At 45.4% G+C, this 19,609-nt stretch carries 13 protein-coding genes; 8 read left to right on the top strand and 5 right to left on the bottom strand.

Going from position 1 to position 19,609, the window contains the following annotated elements; genetic code table 11:
• The first annotated feature begins 2 nt into the window (after positions 1-2).
• The 8 genes from NXX38_RS12160 to NXX38_RS12195 all read left to right on the top strand — a co-directional run bounded on the left by NXX38_RS12160 (position 3) and on the right by NXX38_RS12195 (position 11,655).
• A complete protein-coding gene (locus NXX38_RS12160) occupies positions 3-1,460 on the top strand; it encodes an FAD-dependent oxidoreductase (protein ID WP_148366391.1) in 1,458 nt (485 codons plus the stop codon).
• Positions 1,461-1,467: 7 nt separating this feature from the next.
• Complete coding sequence (locus NXX38_RS12165; protein ID WP_148366390.1) at positions 1,468-2,163, top strand: GDSL-type esterase/lipase family protein; 696 nt, start codon at positions 1,468-1,470, stop codon at positions 2,161-2,163.
• Between the two features lie 70 nt (positions 2,164-2,233).
• On the top strand, positions 2,234-3,880 hold the full coding sequence (locus NXX38_RS12170; protein WP_148366389.1) for a GxGYxYP domain-containing protein: 1,647 nt from the start codon (positions 2,234-2,236) through the stop codon (positions 3,878-3,880).
• 133 nt (positions 3,881-4,013) lie between these two features.
• Positions 4,014-6,224: a SusC/RagA family TonB-linked outer membrane protein gene (locus NXX38_RS12175; RefSeq protein WP_258979596.1), complete on the top strand. Its 2,211-nt coding sequence runs from the start codon at positions 4,014-4,016 to the stop codon at positions 6,222-6,224.
• A complete protein-coding gene (locus NXX38_RS12180; protein ID WP_258979597.1) occupies positions 6,187-7,200 on the top strand; it encodes a TonB-dependent receptor in 1,014 nt (337 codons plus the stop codon). The genes NXX38_RS12175 and NXX38_RS12180 overlap by 38 nt, the downstream gene beginning before the upstream one ends.
• A gap of 29 nt (positions 7,201-7,229) precedes the next feature.
• Positions 7,230-8,903 (top strand): RagB/SusD family nutrient uptake outer membrane protein, encoded by a 1,674-nt coding sequence (locus NXX38_RS12185; RefSeq protein WP_234131838.1) that lies wholly within the window; start codon positions 7,230-7,232, stop codon positions 8,901-8,903.
• Between the two features lie 124 nt (positions 8,904-9,027).
• Positions 9,028-10,299: a hypothetical protein gene (locus NXX38_RS12190; RefSeq protein ID WP_258979598.1), complete on the top strand. Its 1,272-nt coding sequence runs from the start codon at positions 9,028-9,030 to the stop codon at positions 10,297-10,299.
• A gap of 183 nt (positions 10,300-10,482) precedes the next feature.
• Positions 10,483-11,655, top strand: coding sequence for a MalY/PatB family protein (locus NXX38_RS12195; protein WP_234131840.1), 1,173 nt, complete (start codon positions 10,483-10,485; stop codon positions 11,653-11,655).
• Between the two features lie 181 nt (positions 11,656-11,836).
• Here NXX38_RS12195 and NXX38_RS12200 read toward each other — a convergent pair whose 3' ends face one another.
• The 5 genes from NXX38_RS12200 to NXX38_RS12220 all read right to left on the bottom strand — a co-directional run bounded on the left by NXX38_RS12200 (position 11,837) and on the right by NXX38_RS12220 (position 19,568).
• Entirely contained in the window at positions 11,837-12,988 is a 1,152-nt protein-coding gene (locus NXX38_RS12200) for an ISAs1 family transposase (protein ID WP_099147672.1), read from the bottom strand.
• Positions 12,989-13,314: 326 nt separating this feature from the next.
• Complete coding sequence (locus NXX38_RS12205; protein ID WP_258979599.1) at positions 13,315-16,080, bottom strand: glycosyl hydrolase; 2,766 nt, start codon at positions 16,078-16,080, stop codon at positions 13,315-13,317.
• The gene (locus NXX38_RS12210) at positions 16,077-17,480 is read right to left on the bottom strand and encodes a glycoside hydrolase family 28 protein (protein WP_258979600.1); all 1,404 of its coding nucleotides are present in this window, start codon (positions 17,478-17,480) and stop codon (positions 16,077-16,079) included. Before NXX38_RS12210 ends, NXX38_RS12205 begins: the two co-directional genes overlap by 4 nt.
• Positions 17,477-18,082 carry a DUF4450 domain-containing protein gene (locus NXX38_RS12215; protein WP_258979601.1) on the bottom strand — a complete coding sequence of 202 codons (606 nt, stop codon included), beginning with the start codon at positions 18,080-18,082 and terminating at the stop codon, positions 17,477-17,479. Before NXX38_RS12215 ends, NXX38_RS12210 begins: the two co-directional genes overlap by 4 nt.
• Positions 18,033-19,568 (bottom strand): glycoside hydrolase family 28 protein, encoded by a 1,536-nt coding sequence (locus tag NXX38_RS12220; protein ID WP_195648512.1) that lies wholly within the window; start codon positions 19,566-19,568, stop codon positions 18,033-18,035. Before NXX38_RS12220 ends, NXX38_RS12215 begins: the two co-directional genes overlap by 50 nt.
• Positions 19,569-19,609: the final 41 nt, after the last annotated feature.

Here is a 19,609-nt window from a genome sequence, read left to right on the forward strand (position 1 = left end):
CTATGACAATGAATAGAAGACAGTTTTTGAAGAACATGGGAATAGGCGCTGCTGGTGCAGCTTTGCCCGGAGTCTCCATGTTTGCTGCGAATGAAGCGATGAATCCCCAAGATAAATCCCTGTTTAAATTGCCCGAATTGCATTGCGATGTGATTGTAGTGGGTGCCGGACCGGCAGGTATACCTGCTGCCGTTGCTGCTGCCAGAGAGGGGGCCAAGGTGATTTTACTGGAAGAAGATATGATGCCCGGAGGAGCTCCGGTGGATATGTATGTCACATATATGTGCGGCGCACCCCGTGTCGGTGTATTTATCGACATGGTGCGCGAACTGAACCAGAAACATTCACTAAGCATTACCCCCAGCAACACGTTCGGACAATGGGCATGGGATAATAAGCAGCATTGGTGGTTGCCGTCGTCATTTGCGCAAGTCGTTTACGGCATTATGAAAGCGGAAAAGAATATCACGTTGATGTGTGGTTCACCGGTTGTGGATGCAGTGGTCGAGACAAAAGGCAACAGAAACAGAGTGACCGGCGTCTGCGTGATGCGTCAGGGTATGTTGCAGAAAGTCTCCGCTCCGGTTACCATCGACGCCACCGGTACCGGACTATTGGCAGCCAAAGCCGGTTGTGAATACTTCTACGGTAGCGACGCCCGCAAGGACTTCAACGAAAGCATCGGACTCGAAAAGAGTGACGGCAGAGTGCAGCCATGTACCATGATGTACATCAGCCAACGCACCCGCAGCGACGCGGAATTTCCCCGCCACATATTCAAAACCGGTGTACTCGACCACGACCAGGAGAAGTGGGTGACCCAACAGACGGAAGAAGAATTCCGGAAGATAGACTCCGGCATATACCTCCACTGGGGAGCAACGGTAGAATGTACCGACACCACCGACCCGGTATTGGTAGCCGACGCGCATCGCCGTGCCATGAAAAAACTGGAACCGCAATTCGAAGCCCTCAACCAGGCCGGATACGTCACTCATGTAGCCCCGAAAATCGGAATCAGAGAGTGCCGCCGTATCAAAGGAGAATATGTGTTGACAGTAGATGATGTACTGAAAGGAGTGATGCACGATGATAAGATTGCCGATGCCTGGTACTCGTTAGACCCATGGGGAATGAATGTAGACCCCAAAATAAAGAACAGCGTAGGACCTTACGGCATCCCATACCGCAGCTTGATTCCCGTTAATACCGAAGGATTGCTGACAGCCGGACGCATTATCAGCGGAACCCGTCTGGCAATGAGTTCTTATCGGGTGCAACCGATATGTGCAACTATTGGCGAAGCAGCCGGTACGGCAGCAGCGATGGCGGCTTTGCAGAAGACGAGTGTGCGTAATCTCGATGTACGTCGCTTGCAGAACCGCTTGGACGAGAAAGGTCTGTTCGACTGGTATCGTCATGTGAATATGAATGTGAATAATAAACCATGGAAAAAATAAGATAAATATGAACCGTATATTTCTTTTAATATTAGTATCAATTTTTACAGTCTCCACAGCCAGTGCTCAAACCACTTTCCTGAAGAAACTCAAGAAAGGCGAAAAGCAGACTGTTGTGTTTTACGGTGCCAGTGCTGCCATCAATACCTCCAACCGGGCTTGGGTGGACCAGCTTCGTACTAGACTCGAACGCAGATTCCCCGAAAAGATAACGTTCTACAACTGCTCGAAGTCGGGAATCGGCTCTTTCTGGGCAACTGAAAACTTCAAAGACTCCGTATTGAGCCGCAAACCCGATTTATTGATATTCGGCTTTTCGGAAAACGATGCTGTGACCCGTTTCAACAACGCTCCCTGGTATTCGGGAAAGTGTGCGGAATACATGGTTGACAATCTGCGGGCACAGAATCCTGATGCCACCATCGTATTGTATATTCTTTCCGAACGTCCGTTGGGACAATCGGCGGAGACCCGTCCCGAACTGGCAGCATTCAATGCTTCATGCCGCGAAGCAGCCAAAAAGAAAGGTATCATTCTCGTCGATTACTCGGTAGAATTTAATAAAATCTACGACGCCGGAGGAGAAGAAGCATTAAAGCCATATCAGCGCGACGGTATTTTGCCTACCCGCAAAGCGGCACAGGAAATCCTTGTACCGATGCTGTGGGATGCGATATTGGGACGTGACAGTGCAAAGAAGTGATTCATCAGTTGAAAACACATATAGACGAACAGGTTAAAGAATATATCGGCATTGATAAAATACTATGAAAATGAAAAGTTTTATTTATATCATGGGAGTTGCCCTATCGGTAGTTTTCTGCTCTTGCGAAAAACAGGGAGAGCAGGAGCAGGGAACAGAACAAGGGCAGGGAGAGAAGCCGGAACCGGAATCACCCGAAGAACCTCCTTTGGTTGAAAACTGGGATTTGATTGAAATCACGCGTGCCGAAGTGGGAAACAGCAATTATGAAGAATTGCTCTATCTGGCTTCGCTTGCCGGACTTGTGAATCGCAGCAGTCCCGAAATCTTTCTTCACTCCGGTCAGGCATACGCCAAATGGATGACTGAAATGAAAGCCTCCGGTTATACCTTTACGAAGAAAAGACTGTCGGAGATAACTTCTTTGTTCCTGAACAGAGCGAAAGGGTATGTATTGGTGGATGATAAATTGGAGAAAACATACATTGCTGCAAGCCTTGCAGGAGTGCTTGATGCTGTGATACTGACAGCGGCCCTGGCCTCTAAAGCTCCTTATAACAGTCTGCAGAAACTGGCCGACGTGAGGGATAAGGATGAGGCTTGGCTGGCCGACTATATAAAACAACATTCTTCACAATTCAACTTGAATGCGATTGTGAACAACGCTTCTTTCCCGTGGACAATGGTCGATTTTGCCATAGCGAACCGATATCCCTGGTGTAGCAATGCCAAAAGTGACGGTGCTGTGCTGCAAAAGCTTTATTATATGTTGAAACCCAATTCGCCTCATTACGGTTGGGGAGTACCCTATAATCTTGAACGCATGGATGTGCGGTTCGGATGCGAACATAATGGAGTATATACCGTGCCGGGTATCAACACCATGAGCCTTTCCATCCTGTCGTCCAAACAGTTGAAACCGTATGACCGACCGGCTTCGCCTGTGGAAGTCCCGGCACGGACAGGCGTGCATTATGCCACGATCGTATTCAGTGACGGAGACAATACGTCCTATATGCTCGATTTGTTTTCCCGGAATACCTATATCTCGCATCCGCGTGTACATGAGATTCCGCTTACCTGGATGTATCCCCCGACTCTGCGCACCAATATGGTTCCGGTGCACAACTGGTATCAGAAAAACCTGCCGGCAACCAACTGTTATGTCGGGGCATTGTCCGGTGCGGGTTATACATTCCCGTCTCATCATGAGTTTGTAGCCGACTATTTCCGCATGACGAATGGAATGTTGAAAGATTGCGGCATGCAGTATATGGTACTGATGGACGATGCGGAACTATTCACCGGTTCGTCTGCCGGTTCGTATGAAACGTTTATGAAGCGGCACACCGGCAACTTGCCCGATGTGAAAGGATTCTTGTATATGAATTATTTGGGATATGCCAAATGGCAGGGCGCTTATTTCTTTGCAGGAGATGCTCCGGTTGTTTCGTTCCGCTATTTCATGAAGAATGATGATAAGTTTACGGAACCTCATACGCCCGAAACCATCGCTGCGGCTTTGAATTCGGCTCCACGTGACATTAACAGTATAGATGCTTATTCGGCAATCGTGGTACACGTCAATGCTCCGTCCAGTTACACGGTGGAAGATATGCTTGTATTTAAAAATTTATTAAACGAAAATGTAGTATTGGTGAATACGGAACAGTTCCTCGAACTTATCAGGAAGAATGTAAAAGGTAATAGAGGTTAATCCCTCTTTTAACACAGTGGTTAATGCTTTTTTGAGGGTGTTAATCCACGGATTAACCCTAGTTCTAATCATTTCACCCATATATTTGAGAAAAAAACAGTATTCTTTTAGTAACCTAAAAAATTAATACCCAATGAAACAATTCTATTCATTATGTATGATTATGCTCCTGGCATCTGTTCTGGCAATAGATGTTATGGGACAAAAAACGACTCTGACTGTTACCGGTAAAGTAACGGATCTGGAGGGAGACCCACTGTCGGGAGTCTCGGTCGTTGTGCAGGGAACAACGCGCGGCACGATTACCAATATCGACGGAGCATACTCTATAAATGTACCGTCGAAACAGTCGGTGCTTGTTTTCTCGATGATTAGTATGAAAACTGTCGATCATCGTGTAGGCAATAGTACACAGATCAATATTATTATGGAAGAGGACGTGATTGGTTTGGGAGACGTAGAAGTGGTAGCCATCGGTTATGGCTCTATGCGTCGCTCGGACTTGACAGGTTCCATATCATCTATTAGTAAGGATGCATTGAGCGAACGTGCCATTACGTCACTCGAAGATGCTATGAGAGGTAAGGCAGCCGGTATGCAGATTGTGCAGAATGACGGTGCTCCCGGTTCTGATTACACCATCCGTATTCGTGGTGCATCGTCCGTTAATGCTTCAAGTGCCCCGATTTTTGTTATCGACGGTGTGATTTGTGAAGATGCTTCTTCTTTGAATCCGGGCGATGTGGCATCCATTGAAATTCTAAAAGATGCTTCCTCAACCGCTATCTATGGTTCGCGTGGTGCGAACGGTGTCATCATGATTACCACACGCCAGGGAACCAATGATGGAAAAACACGGGTGGAACTGTATGCTAACTTAGGTATGCAGCAGGCAGTACGTCAATTTGATATGCTCAATTCTTCGGAATATGCGTTGATGCGTTATAAGACCGGGTGGAAATACTACCCCTACGGAACCGATCCGTCGACCATGAGCGATGGTATTGTCTATCGTGACAATCCGAACGGTGACGGTAACTATTGGGTACTTCCCGAAAGTTCAACTTATGCAGACTGGGAGTCGTATGGTGCTCCGGGTAGTACGAATACTCAATGGCAAGACCTGATGTTCCGCGATGCCCTGTATCAGGAATATCGTATCAACGTTTCGGGTGGTAATAAGAACACGCGCTATTCGGTATCCGGCGGTTATCTCAATCAGGAAGGGGTAGTAGTAAACTCCGGTTTCGAACGTTTCACAGGAAGAATTAACCTCGTTCAGAAATTGAGTACTAATGTGACTATGACTGCCAATATATCAGGCTCAAGAACTAAAAACTCCGGTTTAGCAACCGGCAGTTCCGATGGTTTGATGGTGAAACTGTTACGTCAGTCGCCTTTGAATTCTGCTACCTCATCCGGTATTACCGAAGGTACAGGCAGTGAAGAGGGGCAGGTTGTTTCTAACCCATACATACAAGTGCGCGATATTACCAACAATCGTTATAAAGACAATCTGACAGCACGTATGCAACTGGAATGGAAGATACTTACCGAGCTTTCTCTGAATGTAGCAGGTACGTATGAAGACAATCATCAGAAAACAGATGTATTTTATCCCGCCAACACCGAACAGGGATTTAAAGCAAACGGACGTGCCATTGTCACTAATGCCGGAATTAAAAAACTCTCCGGAGAAGCATTCCTGACTTATACCAATTCGTGGAAAGGCGGACATCGCCTTAAAGTATTGGCTGGTAGCACGCTTGAAACCTACAATAATAATACGGTGCGTACTGAAACACAGAATTTTCCTTCACTCAATCTGGGGGTAAATGGACTGGGAATGGGTGTTACTCCGCAGATTCCTACCTCCTCAATCGTTGAGTGGAATATGGTGTCGTTCCTGGCACGTGCCGAATACAATTATAAGGAACGTTATCTGCTGACAGCCAGTTATCGTGCCGATGGTTCGTCACGCTTCGGTGCCGGTAATAAATGGGCGGGATTCCCGTCAGTTGGTCTGGCATGGCGTATCAACGAAGAGTCGTTTGTGAAAGACTTAGGAGTTTTCTATAACCTAAAGTTGCGTTTCGGCTATGGTCGCAGTGGTAACACAGCCATTCCTTCTTATCGTAGCCTTTCAACAATCGCTTCTTCATTCTATCCGATGTATGGTTCCGATCTTTCTTACGGTGCCAGCATTGACAGGCCGGCAAACCCGTCATTACGTTGGGAAACAACGGATATGGTCAATCTCGGACTGGATATGTCTTTTTTTAAAAACCGCCTGGCAATGACGGTGGATGTTTATCGTAAAAAAGACCACCGACCTGCTGATTGAAAAGAATGCAGCATTGGCTACGGGATACGAAAAGGGATGGGCCAATGTCGGAGCAGTCCGTAATCAGGGTATTGAGATTACCTTGGATGCTACCCCTATTCTGACTAAGAAATGGAACTGGACCTTGAATGCCAACATCGGCTTCAACCGTTCGAAAGTGCTTGATATCGGTCCTGGTGATGAGATGGGATTTGACCCGGGGGTTATTCCCGGTTCCGGAAACTTTGTCATGATTCGCAAGAATAAGAGTCTCGGGCAATGGTATGGCTATAAGATTGACGGTGTGTATGCTTCACAGCACGAAATCAATGAACAGGGGCTTACCGAAGTGCTCGGACAGAAGATTGCCAGCATACGTCCGGGAGATTATCGCTTCCGCGACCAGAACGGTGACGGTAAAATCACTTCCGCCGACCTCGTATTACTGGGAAGTGGCGAACCGGATTTCACAGGCGGTTTGACGAACACAGTTTCTTATAAGAACCTGTCATTGAGCGTAGCCATGCAGTTCAGTTACGGAGCAACTGTTTTCAACGCCAACCTCCATTCATTGACAAGTGGACGTGACGGTCATAATCAGATTGCTGAAATGAATACCAACTCCTGGTCACCGACACTTTATGATGCAGATGGTAATGTATTCTTTGCCGGTAACAACGAAGCCAAATATCGTATGCCGGGTGGGGTGGCACTCAACTACTGTACATCCAAAATGCTTGAAGACGGTTCATTCCTCCGTATAGGAGACATCACGCTGGCCTACGCACTTGGAAAGAAAGTAGCCAAGAAAGTCGGTATGCAGAACATCAAACTGTTTGCTTCGGTCAAGAACCTTTGCGTATTTACCAAATATACGGGATTTGACCCGGAAGTAAACACTCGTCAGGGACAGACAGGCGACTTGATGCCGAGTCTCGACTACAGTGCTTATCCGCGCAATCGTTCTTATTCTGTTGGTTTCAATTTTATTTTCTGATTTGTTTAACACCCTGAATATTGAATTCCATGAAAAAATATATCATATTATTATTGGCTACTATGTTCCTACTCGGAACTTCCGTTTCGTCTTGTACCAATTTCTTGGAAGAGAAGCCGGAGTCTGAATTCGATGAAGGAACTTTCTATAAGACTGTCGAATCTCTGAAAGTAGGAGCAGTCGGTGCGTTTTCTACGCTGCGCTATATGTATAACGTCGGCACCAATACCCCGTTATTTGTCGGTATGGTGGGTACGGACGAGTGTATGTATCCCAATGAAACGAACCTGCGTGGTTTTATCGACCGCTACACATATACGCCTACCGATGGCTGTATCAAGCAATTCTGGTTTCGCTACTACCGGTTGATTACCGCCTGCAACACTGTTATCTACAAAGCACAGGGAATCGAAGGAGACGCTAAACTTATCAACCGCTATGTAGCTAATGTACGCTTTTTACGTGCATGGGGATATTTCAACCTGGTGCAGACTTTCGGAGCCGTGCCTTTGATGACCGATCATGTGACGGAGCTGACTTACGACATGGGACGTACACCGGTAGCGGAAGTTTATCAACTCATTGAAGATGATTTATTGTTCTGTTTGGGCGAAGATGTTCTGCCTAAAGAGATAGATGGCGGTTGGGCGAATTACTGGGCTGCCAAAACATTGTTGGCAAAAGTATATATTACGATGGCTTCGGCACGTGCCGCCGATCGTGTAGCCGGTTACGAGCAGATTGAACAGACAGATGAAAAACTTTACGGTGATGCATTGGCACTGCTGCAAGATGTAATTACCAATAGCGGACGTGATTTGGAACCTGTTTACGGAGATGTCTTTAAAATTGAAAATAAGAACATCAATAAAGAGACGATTTGGGAAATACAGTTCAGCGCACAGAATCCTTATGGCTCACAATGGCCGAAAGAATACGGTGCCCGTGCAATCAATACCGACGGACAGAAACTTTACGGCGGCTGGCGTACAAATGCCATTGCCGGACAATGCAACCTTAAATATGTTCCCTCATTCTGGAACTATTATGATGCCAATGGTTACGACAAGCGTCGGGAGTGGAATCTGGCCGATTATGTGATTGACTTTGATAAGACCAATAATAGCCCGATAGCACAGAAACCCATGACGGAGCTAAGCGGTAAACCGCAACCCGGAGACAATGCGAAGTCTGTAACGAACAGTGGTGTCATCAAATATCGTTGGGGAGCTACCTGGAAAGATGAACATACCAACTTTGTGTATTCCAACTGTCCGAACAATATCCTCGTACTGCGTTTTGCCGATGTACTGCTAATGTATGCCGAAGCCGATTTGATGTTGAACAATGGTTCACCGTCCGACGAGGGTGTGGAAGCAATGAATCGCATCGTGCAACGTGCCCGCGGATTAAATCAGGGAGTTGCTGTCACTGAAAACGATACCCCCGGATTTGGGAATTACGATACGTATACACTCGAAGATGTATTGTTGGAGCGTGCCCGTGAGTTATGCTTCGAACGCTGGCGTTGGTATGATCTGGCACGTACCGGTATGCTTGAGCACTTCCTGGAAAACCGCAATGGTTTTAGTACGACGAAAACCAGCTTCGACAGTGATAAGAATTATTTGTTCCCCATTCCGTTGAGCGAGATACAGATCTCGACGAATAAAGACGGAATGTATCAGAATCCTAATTATTAATGGGATGGCAATTATGCTTCTTTCTGTTTTACTAAGACGGGATATTGCAGAACTTGATAAAACTAACAGTCTGTCCGGATATTCCCTTGGGGAGATTTAATCGGGCTTTAAAAATCTTGAATCAATGAAACAAATAAAATATTTATCCTTTATCCCTTTTCTGGCTTTTCTCTGCTTGATGACGGGATGTGAAAATGACAAAGATGTGTATCACCCTTATGTCAATGTTCCGCTTACTACGCACAATCCGGTGCTCGTTGAGGGAGAAGTCCTGCATATCGGTATTGGTTTGGACGGTGTGAATTATCGTGTAGAGAGTGATAATGAGGATGTGGTGACTGCCGAGGTGGTTGGCAACGAGATACTGTTGACAGGCGGTGACATAGGTAGCACCATCGTTCGCCTTTCGGATGATAGCTACAATCGTGCTCTCATGACGGTTGAAGTACGTAAACTTCAGGAACTGACACTCGAATCGCTCCCGGAGGGAGTGGAAGTATTGCGTCTGGATAACGACGGCGTTATTCTTCGTGAAATGAAAATCCTGACCGGTAATGGCGGTTATACAGTAACCAATTCTGCTCCTGAAGCCATCAGTGCTGAAATTGTGGAAGATCCCGACGTAACAGGAGGATATAAACTGATACTTGGCGGTAAAGCAAATGTCGATCAGGCAACGGTTACTGTGACAGATTCCCGAAACAAGTCAGCTACTCTTAAAGTGCGGGTGACGAATCCGATTCGTCCTGTTCTGTTTGATAAAGAGGGGACTCTTGAGGGGGAATATGTGTACGAGGGTACGCCTCAACAGATTTCTTTCAATATCACTTCCGGTAATGGCGGTTATACCGTTAAATCTCTGAATGAAGGAGTAGCTACTGTGGCAGTATCCGGCACCACAGTAACTGTAACCGTGGTAGGTGACGGTGGCACAACCATCACTGTGACCGATCAGGAAAAGGAAAGCCGTTCCATAGATTTATGGGTACCGCTCAATCTTGACGACCCGACGCCACGTATTTATTGGGATGGTTATCGTGCCGATATTAACACGGCCGGAGTTTCCAGTACCGGATCTTATGCAACGCCAAAAGATATGTACTGGTATCAACAAAACGGTGAAGTGAAAGATACATACTATGTCTACTTTAACGGTGGTTGGGCAAACAATTTAAATTGTGTGAATGCTGCCAATCGTAATCCGAAGTTTGAAACGACTATCAATGACACTAAGACTTCGTACACAGACAAAGCAGCCTCTGACGTTAAACTGACCGAGTTTATTTTGGAAAAACGCATTGGTACAGGTCCGACGAGCCATCCGCATATCTATTTCATCTCTTTAAAAACAGAAGATGGTAAGCGTGGATTTATAGTGCATCGTTGGAATGAATAATAAATACAAATAGGTTCTTAGTTTTTTTCAGGGTATGAATATGAGGGTCGGATGCTGTATTGCTCCGGCCCTCTATGTTTTGATAGAGCATACAAAATTAGAGGCTGCCTTTCGGTAATACCATGAAAATAACTATCTTTGCTAACTGTTTATTATACACATAACCTAACAACATTATGCAGTATGAACTATAATTTTGATGAAATAATAAACCGTAACGGTACAGATTCCGTAAAATGGGATGCAGTAGAGAGTCGTTGGGGACGCAATGACCTGATTCCAATGTGGGTAGCTGATATGGATTTCCGCACAGCTCCTTTTGTCATAGAGGCTTTGAAAAAACGCCTGGAACATGAAGTACTCGGATATACATTTGCTTGCAAAGAATGGTCGGAGTCTATTATTAACTGGGTGAAGGAGCGTCATGGCTGGACTATCCATGAAGAGATGTTGACTTTCACTCCCGGTATTGTCCGCGGCTTAGCTTTTGTGATCCACTGTTTTACGCAGAAAGGAGATAAGATAATGGTAATGCCCCCTGTTTATCATCCTTTCTTTTTGGTCACTCAAAAGAATGAGCGCGAAGTGGTATTCAGCCCGTTAGTCCTGAAAGATGAACAATATTATATTGATTTTGACCGCTTCCGTCAAGATATTCAAGGATGCAAATTGCTTATTTTAAGCAACCCTCATAACCCGGGTGGACGTGTATGGACGAAAGAAGAACTGTCTCAAATAGCTGACATCTGCTATGAAAGCGGCACATTGGTTATCTCTGACGAGATTCATGCTGACTTAACGCTGCCTCCATACAAACATCCTACCTTTGCTTTGATTTCAGAGAAGGCACGTATGAATTCTCTTGTCTTTATGTCTCCCAGCAAAGCATTCAATATGCCGGGATTGGCAAGTTCTTATGCAATTATTGAGAACGACGAACTTCGTCACCGTTTCCGGACATATATGGAAGCAAGCGAGTTTAGCGAAGGACATCTCTTTGCTTATTTAAGTGTTGCAGCTGCTTACAGTCATGGAACAGAATGGCTGGACCAAGTGATAGCATATATTAAAGGAAATGTGGATTTCACTGAAACGTATTTGAAAGAACATATTCCTGCTATCAAGATGATCCGTCCGCAAGCCTCTTACTTGATCTTCCTGGATTGCCGCGCATTGGAACTCAATCAGGAAGAACTGAATCGTCTTTTTGTAGAAGATGCTCATCTGGCACTGAATGATGGAACAACATTCGGTAAGGAAGGAGAGGGATTTATGCGGTTGAACGTTGCTTGTCCACGTGCTACGCTGGAAAGAGCATTGAAACAGTTGGAGCAGGCTGTAATGGATTTAAAGTAGTCTTTTTAGTCCATTCCCCGGTTCGGAAATAAAATCAATCCGTTCAGGGGATAAAGCTATATTTACTGTCTCACTCTTGCTTTTTACTATTTAATTTTGTATCTTTAGTGCTTCCCATCTTTCCAAAGACAGGTAATCATATTACAAAGTGACCAATATCATCTTATACAGGGCAGACGCATTAAAAATCATTATCCTGTAAAAGTTTTGATAAATATTTTTCATCCCACCCAGCTTTTAGCCTTTTTAGATTCATACTTCCTTTAGTTGTTTTATCCTTCTTCAGGATAGTAAGTGCCATTTTTGTTGCTGCGGAAAAGTTTCTGGCTGCATTTTTGACCTTTTTACTATAGTCTTCTCGAAAGGTAACATCCAGTTGCCAATGCAGATTATTTTCAATAGACCAATGCTGTCTGATGGCAGAGGAAATTTCGTCCGGTTTGGTATTATCCATTGAAGTTACATAGTATCTTACCTCTTGTGTATATTCTCCTGTTGCCACTATTGTTCTTTCCGATTTTATCCCAACAACAGACTTCAGTCCCACAAGTTTCTTTTTAAACATTTTTTCCATTATAGGTCCATAACTAACTACAGTACAAGTTCTTGTCTCTATCCTTCCATGTCCGGTATTTTGAGACACATGCCTGGTGACTCTATTGATTATTTCGTCTTTATCCTGATAATCTTCAATGATCTGTTTGGCCAGTTGATAGTTTTTCTTCTTGTTATCCTTTATAGCTATAATATAATTTGCGTCACGCTCAATGATGGTCCGTGTTATATCTGTCTGGCAGCCCATCGCGTCAATTGTGACAATGCAATCATTGAGATCCAAAGAGTTTAGTAACAATGGAATAGCGGTAATTTCATTACTTTTATCATCCACCTTCACTTGTCCTAAAGAAATTCCATTGGCAGCGGACCATGCGGAAACCATCCATAATTTGAATCCTTCCTTTCCCGTCGTATGTTCTCCGTCACATTTACTTGGACCACGCATAAGTTTGCCATCTATAGCTATAACCCCTTTCACCTCCTGACAGACTTGTTTGACCCAATTACGGAAGATCAACTCAAAATATTCGGGCTTTATGATGCTAAAGAATCTATTAAAAGTATCATGGCTGGGGATGAACTCCAGATTAGGTATGCGACTTTTGAAAAAAGCAATTTTGGCATTGCCAAATTCCTCAATCTCATTCCAGGATTGGGCACCACAAATTACAGCAGCAATGGATATATAGACGATGGTTTCCATTTTATGGACTTTTTTACGGTTCATTCTAGGATCTTCTATTTGTTTACAAAGGTCAATTATCCCTATTTTCATGTTAGTTTATGTTTTATAATATCTTATAAAGATAAGGAAAATAGTCGAAATAAGAAAGAATTAATAAGTTAATAATCAATTATATAAATAGAATGAAAACAGGAGTAGGATAGTAAAAAATATAATGCGTCTGCCCTGTCATCTTATAAGGTGATATTGGTCACTTTGCAATGTGCCTATTGTCCCGTTGTAACGGGACGACTTACCGACTGCATAAAAAACTACTAATCTCTGCACTGAAAACCCTTAATCTTTGCACTGAAAAGTCTTAAGTACAAGATTGAAAAAATAGTTTGTTGCAGTATGATGATATGACAATGCCTCAACTATGGCATCACATTTACCGGAATCAGCCGTACCTCACTATTCAAGCCGGAGGGTAATGGACTCCAATGCCCATAATTGGCCGGACGATAGTTCAAATCAACAATATTGATTTCTTTGAATTTGCGCCACTGCACTCCCTGCCTGTCTAATTCTGCAATTCGATTTGCAGGGAGATTCGTGACTTCTATCTCGATGTGGTTTTTTCCGGGTTTTAAGAACTCGCCTACCTTTAGTTGATAAGGCACTGCCCATGCGCATCCCGCTTCCTGTCCGTTGATGCGGACACGGGCACTTTCGCGTACATCTCCCAAATCAAGAATCCAGTCGTCAGCTTGCAAAGCCGGCAATTCGATGTCTAAGGAATAAACACCGGTTCCCATGTTCGTTTGGGCTGCCGGATGATTGATATGGGTCCATGAACAGGGGCGATCTATATCAAATGTTCCTTGAATTTCCGGTTTGCTTTCGGCGAAGTGCAACTTCCAACCATGATCCAGACGAAGGCTGAAAGGTTGTTCTTTTACATACTTCCACGGTTTGGATGTCTGCAAAGATTGTTGATACGTTTGCAGAATAATCGATTCACCGGATTTTAATTGCAAATAGACTTGTGTTTTGCCGTCTGCCTGTCTCACTTTAGCTTCACCACATTCTCCGGTCATGGGATTGAAGAGAGCGGCGGCGGCTGCATTCGTTCCCAATGTGATCCAACCGTCCACTCCTTTATTTTGCAAGGAAGAGATGAAATAGTGGTGTCCCGTATCATTCACTCTCCGGATCGCTTGTAGTCCGAATTTGGTTTTCATTTCTTCGGGAGAGATATTGCAGCTGGCCAATGTGCGTGCATAATCCGTTCCTGTGATAATCTTCCCCTTTCCGATTGGAGTAACGGTTGTTTCCGAGAAAGAAACAGCCGGAAGTTGCCGGAGCGTACGCTGGTAGCTTTGGCGTTTTTGTTCCAACTGACCGTATCCCGGTACATCTGTCGGATAATTTTCGAGGAATACGATAGTAGCTCCCTGTTTGGCAAGTTCATAAAGATGTGCCAATACATCACTCGGCATTAGGTGCGCAGCAGGCACTACCAATGCTTTGTAGCCCGTTCCGCCCGAAGTAACCAACTGTCCGTCTTTGAAACGTGTACTGCGAATAAAGTTATCGGAAATATAATCCCCGTCATACCCGCTGTTGTTGATGCGATGGATAGCGTCGATAAACTTAGGAGCCAGTTTATCCATGTGGTGTATCGTGAATAATAACAATCGTCCCGGCTGCTCATTCCACATATCATATACCGGAAGATAAATCAGGAAATCATTATCCGGCTGTCCCATTTGCAGGAAGCTTTGGCAACGGGTGATATAGTTGAAGAACGAAGGATCATCACGCCAAATACTGTTTGTCGGACTCATATTGATAGAAGCGTAGAATAACCATCCGGGCCATTCGGCTTCTTTCGGAGAGTACGGAGTGCCGTGGAAAAACATGTGATTGACACCCGAAACGAACATCAGATCCATATCCGGTTTGCACTGCGACAAAGAAGTGCGGAAATGTTCCGTCAGCCACGTGAATGTTTCGGAAGAAGTATATGTTTTTCCTGCAATGTGAGCGGCCGAAGAGGCGTATTTCAGCATAGACAGGTCGGAATCATTCTTTTTGGTCAAAGAGTCCTGACGCAATCCTTCAATATGGAATTGCGACAGTCCGAAACCCTCACATTCGGGAATATCCACGGCAGCATAAATATCAATCAGATTGCCGGGCGAACCGTGTGCCTGATTGCGGGTAATGCTACCGTTTTTGTGTGCCCAGTCCGTCCACTGACAGGTAAAGTTCTCCAATAATAAATCGGAAATCGTTTCCCGGTAATCGGATACGATACGTCTGCTGACTTCCGGACGGCTTTCGTCCAGAAATTCAGGGAAATGTTCTTCCAGTTTGTACCCCCGTCGACGAGTGAATTGTTCCAGGAAATCGTCTGTCCAATCTGCCTGATACACTTCGTAAGAGTCGTTGAAGAATGTATGGGGATAGCTCGTCTTGCTGCTTTTGAAAGCACGGTCAAAACGGGAAAGATAGTTCTTTACAGCTTTCTTTGAGAGGTGGTTCATCACATATCCCTCACCTCCGGGAGCGGCACGTTTCACTTTCTGTCGTGTCTTACCAATATAAAGAGCTACGATTTTCCATTTGCCCGCAGGTGCTTTCCATTGTAGTTTGTCTTTTTTTACGTGGGCGGTCAGGTTGATACATTTACCTTTCTCATCGTAAGCCATCACCCGGCTTAGTACGGAATAAGCCTGTTGCTTAGGGTCGGTCACGTTGATATCTTGTTCAATCTCTTTGCCTCCCTCTAGGTTGTATGTCTGGAAGATAGCCTTAGTGGCTGCATCTTCAATACTGACTTCCGGTCCGCCGAAAGGCCATCCGGTTCCGGTATTCATGTCAATCTCGATACCGGTACGCTTTCCTTCCGCCTGTGTATGTTTGAGAACTTCCATCCAGCGGGGAGAGAGAAATTGAATTTCATTCGCATCATTGCCCTGCACACCGTAGATGGGAGTAATTTCTACTGCCCCCATTCCGGTGCGTGCATATTCTTCCAGATTGTATGTCAGGTTCTTTTCGTCTACGGCACTTCCCAGCCACCACCATCTGGCACCGGGACGTGCTTCCACCGGAGCATCCGGCCATTGCTGTGCTTGCATTACTCCACCTGCGGCAAGCAGGCAAAGGACTATCCATTGTCTTTTAGTCATCATTCGTTCGGCGTATTATAATATTCTATGTTTTCTGCATCATCAGTAACAAAAAGCGGTCGTCCGTCCGGCTGTTCAAAGTGGAAACGGACACCGTCGAAGGTTATATTCCGTGCATGACGGATATAAAATCCTTTGGCGGGAATCGTGCCGAACATCCACGGTTCGGGATATACTTTTTCCTGTTCAGGAGGAACACGTTTGCCATCCTCTTCACTGTAGCCACCTTTATAATAAAGGTGAATATTACGGAAAGTCACATCCTCGATACAGGCTCCCGGTACGCCGCTGATGATAGAAGCATACCGGCTGTCGGCATTCCATACATTGATATCGCTGATAAGAATACGTTTCATGGTGCCTACAGGAGTACCTTCAGGACTGCGCATACGTGCACCCAACCGGAGGAAAATAGGCGCGTTGACTATATTTCTCATTGTGATGTTACTGATTACAATATCTTCCAGATGTCCTCCGTCTACCGTTTCCAATGCCAGCCCACGGCAATGTTCAAAGATACAATTCGTAATCGCAATATTGCGGAAACCTCCACTGCTTTCTGTGCCGAATTTGATGCGTCCCGTACGGAAACCATGATCGGGAGCCTGCGGTTCGTCCAGCCGCCAAGTGCCGTCCATTACGCTTCCTTTGTCAAAGCCGCTGACATAACAATCGCTGATCGTCACATTTTCCGTGTCTTGGAAGCGTCCTAATCCATAAGAGGCTTTCAAGACAATGGCATCATCCCAGGGGGAGTTCACCGTGCATTGGCTGATACGTACGTTCCGGCAGCAATCAATGTCGAAGCCGTCCCGGTTGGTGTCTACTTTCAGATTCAGAATCGTCAGATGATCCACTCCGGTAGCCAACAGGGCGAAATGCCCGCAATGCAGCATGGATAAATCTTTCAGGGTCACATTTCTACAATCTTTCAGGCTGATCGCCTTATTGCCTACACCCGGCAGGCGGCTCTCTTCACGGGTCAAGCCTTTACCGTAGATTAAGCCGGGACCACTGATCGTAATATTCTCCAGTCCGATTCCCCAAATTAAAGAGTTTTTCCAATGGCTGTGACCGAAATCCTGATACTTGTTATGTTCATTCGGTTCAGCGGTATCATATCCTTCCTCTTTTCCGGGAAAGGCGGCAATGATGCGGGTGCCCTGTTCCAGATAGATATGAATGTTACTTTTTAACCGGATGGAATAGCATGCATATTCTCCCGCAGGTAGATATACTGTGCCTCCTCCGGCCTGTTCGGCCGCTTCAATCGCACGATTGATGGCAGGCGAATCAATTGTTTTCCCATCCGCTTTGGCTCCGAAGTCCATTACATTATAAATGGCTGCATGTAGATAAATGCAACCTATTAACAGACTGAATAATAAATAGATCCTTTTCATTTTTTGTCGATTTTGGCAAAAATATCCGGTAACATATAGTAGTTGTAATCCGCTTTTTTATTCTGTTCGTAGAAACAGAAATAAAGCCGGAAAGGCTTGTTTCCTTCATTTTGGGAAGAAGCCGGGGAGAGACTGCAACGTCCGGTCAGTACAGGGCGGTCGGTTTGTTTGCCTGATTCGTAAATCATCAGGGGGGTTGCATCCTTATGTCCGTCACTCAAGCGAATATCATCGGTAGGAGTGACAGCCTGCAGCGTTTTCAACTTCATGCTTTCTCCGTAGTAGCAAGTGAAGGCTTGTCCCTCCACACTGAATACATTGATGTCCGAATCCGGTTGGCAATCGCCGAAACTCCAAAATAGAGCCTCGGCTTCCGAAGCAGAGGTGACTTCTACTTCCAGGATAAATCCACGACTATCGGGCAGTGCTTTCCATTGGAAGGATACTCCCTGTATCTTTTCTTCAGGCTTTAGCCAGTGGCTTTCGTTTCCTTTCTTCGATACACCCAACCGGAAAGTGCCGGCAGGTGGCGTCAGTGCTTGTGCTTGCGCATCAATGAGCAAGATTCCCAGCAGTGCGATGGTCAGGAGATGTCTTAACATAGTTGAAGTTGATATTACTTTGTTCATTCTCTTTTAGTTCAATGACATTCTTTTCTTCTGTCTTTAACGTGATTTCAGATAAGTTGAAATTCTTCGTATAGCAGATTTTGCCCGGTTTGTCGGTCTGCGCTTCGATGGCATAAAGATAGAAATTTTCCAGACGTAACGAGTCATTCCATCCCGAAGCGGAGATAAATTCGTCCACATTTTCCGCTTTTACCTTTGATACGTAGACATTGCGGAAACGCGGATAACCTTTTTCGGGAGGCGTTACCGGGGTCAGCATGACTCTCCAGTGCTCCGGGATTTCTTTCCCTTCATACTCTTTGGGTAAAGTGCTGTAACTGTAACTGGGGTTCCAGTTCAAGTCTGCTGCCAGTACGTGACGGACGTTTGCCGCTTTTACTTCAGTCATATAAATGTTTTCGATTGTTCCTCCACGGTTCATGGCACTTTTCAACCGCAGTACGGCCGAGGTGCCGATTGCTTCCAGATTATATCCCAATACATTCCGTATGCTGCCGGAAGTTTCGCTTCCGCAGGTGATAAGTCCGGCACCTTTGCGGGCGATGCAATTCCGTATGACCACATTTTCTGTAGGAAGGTTCACCCGCAGTCCGTCTGCATCCCGTCCCGATTTGATACAGATATTATCATCGTTACAGTCTACATCGCAGTTTTCGACCAAGATATTGCAGGAAGAATCAATGTCGATACCGTCCGTGCTCGGACCGTGTCCGCCTATATTGTTGTTGATTGTCAGTCCGTCTATCGTGCAATAATCGGAGTAAAGAATCTGACATCCCCAAAAACCGGTACGCATCAGGGTAAATCCTTTCAATGTAATGTCCGAGCTACGTTCTATGAGGATGCCCCGTACCCGTTTGCAGTCGTAATCCACAATCCAGCGCAATCCTTTTGCTTCGTATTCTTTCCGCATTTCCCAATATTTATCCCAAAATACTTTTCCCCGGCAGTCCAGCGTTCCTTCTCCGGTGACAGAAACGTTCTTTTCATTGACAATGTTGATAACTGCCGCGGGCCATGTCATCTCGATTCCTGCAATCCGTGAACGGAATTCGGGATAATGATGAATGGATGGGCTGGCCAATAAAGTCACCCCTTTGTCCAGTTGCAGGTTGACACCGCTTTTTACGAACAGTGCTCCTGTCTGGTAATATCCCGGTTGGAGAACTACCGTTCCTCCACCGCTGACGGCACAACTGTCAATTGCTTTCTGGATAGCTTCCGTGCTAAGCACCGTGCTGTCTGCTACTGCGCCAAAAGAATTAGCGGATAAAATTACATTGTTTCCGGGCATTTGCCGGCTGCCTACACTGTCGGCCCACGACAAATCCGGTTGCTGCGGAACCTGCCCCCATTCGAAGCTGTTGTTTCCTGCCTGTTTGGCCGTTGGGGTGGCGCAAGCTGCTGTCAAAAGTGTGCCTGCTAGTAGGAGCAGGGGAAAGATACCTTTGGTTTTCATATTTATCTAATGCCTGATACTTAATACTTGATACCTAATAC

The organism is Bacteroides sp. BFG-637 (assembly GCF_024793605.1).
Taxonomy (GTDB): Bacteria; Bacteroidota; Bacteroidia; order Bacteroidales; family Bacteroidaceae; genus Bacteroides; species Bacteroides vicugnae.